The organism is Porticoccus sp., from assembly GCF_041592135.1.
GTDB lineage: Bacteria > Pseudomonadota > Gammaproteobacteria > Pseudomonadales > Porticoccaceae > Porticoccus.
The window spans coordinates 1-3,709 of sequence record NZ_JBFHQR010000174.1; the positions used below are offsets into that span (position 1 = coordinate 1).

Genomic DNA, 3,709 nt, shown 5'->3' on the forward strand with positions numbered 1-3,709 from the left:
GTCACCTCGCGGCCTGGCTACAGCCCCCTGCTCTGCAATACCAGTCTCACCACGGTGATCACACAGAAGATAAAGACAGTGGTGAAGATCAGCCCGGAGACGATGTAGACGTAGATATTGCCGTGCTTGAAATCGCGCTCGCGGTTTTTGTTACTCTGCACCCCCAGGAAGGCGGCCAAGGTGCTGAATACGATTTGCCAAAAGCCCGGTTTTTGCTCATTTTGCTGGTCATTCATGGTTAGTCTTCCAGTATCGGGCTGAGCCAGCGCTCCAGTTCTGCCAGGGGGATTCCTTTGCGCTCGGCGAGGTTTTCCAGTTGGTCCCGCTGTATTTTACCGGTATTGAAATATTTTGCCTGCGGGTGCGAGAAGTAGAAACCGCTTACCGACGCGGCCGGCAGCATGGCAAAACTTTCGGTCAGGGAGATGCCGGTTTTCTCCGTCACCTGCAACAGCTTGAACAGGGTTTCCTTCTCGGTGTGATCGGGGCAGGCAGGGTAGCCGGGCGCCGGACGAATACCCCGGTATTCTTCCCGAATCAGGGCCTCGAGAGGGAGCGCCTCATCACTGGCGTAGCCCCAGAATTCCCTGCGCACCCGCTGGTGCAGCAGCTCGGCAAAGGCCTCGGCCAGGCGATCGGCCAGGGCCTTCACCATAATGCTGTTGTAGTCGTCGCCGCCGGTTTCATAGTGACGGGCCAGTTTATCGGCACCGATACCCGCGGTGACCGCAAAGGCGCCGATATAGTCGCTGACGCCACTCTCTTTCGGGGCGATGTAGTCCGCCAGCGACAACAGTTCGTTGCCCGCGCCCAGCTTGCGGGTTTGCTGGCGAATCTGATGCAGGGTGCCCAGGACGTGCTGGCGGGATTCATCGGCATAGACTTCGATGTCATCGCCGTCGACGCTATTGGCAGGCCACAGGCCAAACACGCCCTGGGCTTTGATGAGCTTCTCATCCACCAGTTTTTTGAGCATCAGCTGGGCATCATGGAACAGGTTCCTGGCGGCTTCACCGACTTTGTCATCCTGCAGGATCTTCGGGTATTTCCCCGCCAGTCCCCAGGTAATGAAAAAGGGTGTCCAGTCGATCAGCTCGATCAACTCTTCCAACGGGTAGTCCTCCAGCGTTTGCACGCCGATGACAGCGGGCACGGTTGGCTGGTATGCCTGCCAGTCCGGTCTGAAACCGGACTGCTTGGCCTCCGCATAGGGCAGGGTGGTGCCCTTCGGTTTGCGGTTGGCTGTGCGGATGCGCACCTGTTCATATTCGAGCTGGATATCCGCCACAAAGGCGTCGCGCAGCTCCTTGCTGAGCAGTTTGCTGGCAACGCCCACTGCGCGGGACGCATCGGGCACATACACGGTCTGGTTGCGCTTGAACTTGGGATCGATCTTGACCGCCGTATGGGCCTTAGAGGTGGTGGCGCCACCGATCAGCAGCGGGAAATTCAGCTGTTGCCGCTCCAGTTCACTGGCGATGTGCACCATCTCGTCCAGGGAGGGAGTGATCAGCCCGGACAGGCCGATAATGTCCACCTTCTGCTCGACGGCGGTGTGGATGATTTTTTCCGCCGGCACCATCACGCCGAGGTCGATGACCTCGTAGTTGTTGCAGCGCAATACCACCCCGACGATATTTTTGCCGATGTCGTGGACATCGCCTTTCACGGTGGCCATCAGGATCTTGCCGTTGGCCTCGGCGCCTTCCTCCTTTTCCGCTTCGATGAAGGGCTGCAGGTAGGCCACGGCCTGTTTCATCACCCGGGCGGATTTCACCACCTGGGGCAGGAACATCTTGCCCTCGCTGAACAGATCGCCGACCACATTCATGCCATCCATCAGCGGGCCCTCGATCACATGCAGCGGTCGATCCGCCTGCTGGCGCGCGGCTTCCGTGTCCTCCTCGATGAAGGCGGTGATTCCTTTGACCAGTGCGTGTTCCAGGCGTTTGGTCACGGGCCAGGAACGCCATTCGAGGTCTTCCTTTTTCTGCTCGGTGCCGTCGCCGCGGTACTTTTCGGCGATATTGAGCAGGTTTTCGGTCGCCTCCCCGTGGCGGTTGAGGATCACGTCCTCGACTTTTTCCCGCAGTTCCTGGGGCAGGTCGCTGTACACCGCCAATTGCCCGGCATTGACGATGCCCATACTCAGCCCGGCGCGGATGGCGTGGTAGAGAAATACAGAGTGGATGGCCTCGCGCACCGGGTTGTTGCCGCGAAACGAGAAGGACACGTTGCTGATGCCGCCGGAGATCAACACATGGGGCAAATTGGTGGTGATCCACTTGGCGGCTTCGATAAAGTCCACCGCGTAGTTGTTGTGCTCATCGATACCGGTGGCCACGGCGAACACGTTGGGGTCAAAAATAATGTCCTGGGGCGGAAAGCCGACCTGGTTCACCAGGATGTCGTAACAGCGCTGGCAAATGACCTTGCGGCGCTCCAGGTTGTCGGCCTGTCCCTCCTCATCAAACGCCATTACCACCACGGCGGCGCCGTAGCGGAGGCACAGCCTGGCCTGTGCGATAAAGGAGGCTTCACCCTCCTTGAGGCTGATGGAGTTGACGATGCATTTGCCCTGGGCCCATTTCAGCCCGGCCTCGATCACATGCCACTTGGAGGAGTCGATCATCAGTGGAATGCGGCAGATGTCCGGTTCGGTGGCCACCAGCTTGAGGAAGGTGGTCATGGCCTCCACCGCGTCCAGCATGCCTTCATCCATGTTGATGTCGATCACCTGGGCGCCGTCGTCCACCTGTTGGCGGGCCACTTCCAGCGCTGTGTTGTAGTCCCCGTCCAGTACCAGTTTCTTGAAGCGGGCAGAGCCGGTGACATTGCAGCGCTCACCGACGTTGACGAACAGCGAGTCGGTGGTGATGTTGAACGGTTCCAGGCCGGCCAGGCGGCAGGCGGGGGAAATTTCGGGGATGTCCCTGACGGCATATTGGGCCACGGCATCGGCGATGGCGCGAATGTGCTCAGGGGTGGTGCCGCAACAGCCGCCGACAATGTTGACCAGCCCGCTGTGGGCGAACTCGGCTACGATGGCCGCCATTTCCGCGGCGCTTTCGTCGTATTCGCCAAACTCGTTGGGCAGGCCGGCGTTGGGGTGGGCGCTGACCAGGGTGTCGGCTACCCGCGACAGTTCCTTGATATGGGGGCGCAGTTCCTTGGCGCCCAGCGCGCAGTTGAGGCCGATGGAAAAGGGTCTGGAGTGGGCCAGGGAGTTCCAGAACGCTTCCGGGGTCTGTCCGGACAGGGTGCGGCCACTGGCATCGGTGATGGTGCCGGAAATCATGATCGGCAGGCTGCATCCGAGGTTGTCGAATACCGTCTGCACGGCAAAGATGGCCGCCTTGGCGTTCAGGGTGTCGAAAATGGTTTCGATCAGGATGATGTCGGCACCGCCGGCGATCAGTCCCTCGGTGGCATCAATATAGGTTGTCACCAGTTCGTCAAAACTGGCATTGCGAGCGCCGGGATCGTTGACATCCGGGGAGATGGACAGGGTGCGGCTGGTCGGCCCGAGCACGCCGGCCACCCAGCGCGGGCGATCATTGCTGGACAGATCGTCGCAGGCTTGCCGTGCAATCCTGGCGCCGGCTTCGTTCAGCTCGCGCACCAGGGACTCCATACCGTAGTCGGCCATGGATACGCTGGTGGAGTTGAAGGTATTGGTCTCGATGATGTCGGCACCGGCCTCGAGATA

The 3,709-nt window shown here is 60.2% G+C and carries 2 protein-coding genes; both read right to left on the reverse strand.

Annotated elements, in window-relative coordinates:
* Positions 1-17 precede the first annotated feature (17 nt).
* Positions 18-236, reverse strand: a complete 219-nt coding sequence (locus ABY948_RS11560; protein ID WP_461482688.1) for a DUF2970 domain-containing protein — start codon at positions 234-236, stop codon at positions 18-20.
* A 2-nt stretch (positions 237-238) separates the two neighbouring features.
* Positions 239-3,709 (reverse strand): methionine synthase (metH, locus tag ABY948_RS11565; protein ID WP_461482689.1); only part of this gene is annotated, 3,471 nt, incomplete at its 5' end.

Bases quoted from the DNA above. Each gene is read 5' to 3' on its own strand.
- ABY948_RS11560 (WP_461482688.1), bottom strand. From the start codon at position 236: ATGAATGACCAGCAAAATGAGCAAAAACCGGGCTTTTGGCAAATCGTA.